Source organism: Lactococcus sp. EKM203L (assembly GCF_011800585.1).
Classification (GTDB): domain Bacteria; phylum Bacillota; class Bacilli; order Lactobacillales; family Streptococcaceae; genus Lactococcus; species Lactococcus lactis.
This window is the reverse complement of record NZ_JAALEQ010000070.1, coordinates 1-248: the sequence shown is the minus strand read 5'-3', so window position 1 is coordinate 248 and position 248 is coordinate 1. Positions and strand designations below refer to the sequence as shown.

Below are 248 nucleotides of genomic sequence, written 5' to 3'. Positions count from 1 at the left end.
AACAACAGCTACTAACAAACCTTCTGACGTCGGGACAGCAAGTGGGTTCTTAGTTGTTGAACCTTTTGGTGATAAAACCAACCCAAATTCGTGGGTTCTACAGACTTTTTATTCATGGATTAATCAAGATATTAGTTATAGTCGCATACTAATTAAAGGTTCAAATGCAAGTAGTTGGGTAAAAAATGCAAGTTTCACCACAATTAATGCGGACAATTTGAATGATGGATTTATGACCGATACAACAA

The 248-nt window shown here is 35.9% G+C and carries 1 protein-coding gene; it reads left to right on the top strand.

The window, feature by feature from the left end:
• Positions 1-248, top strand: a 248-nt coding sequence (locus HFD15_RS14130) for a hypothetical protein (RefSeq protein ID WP_167593840.1), incomplete at both ends; no start/stop codon positions are given.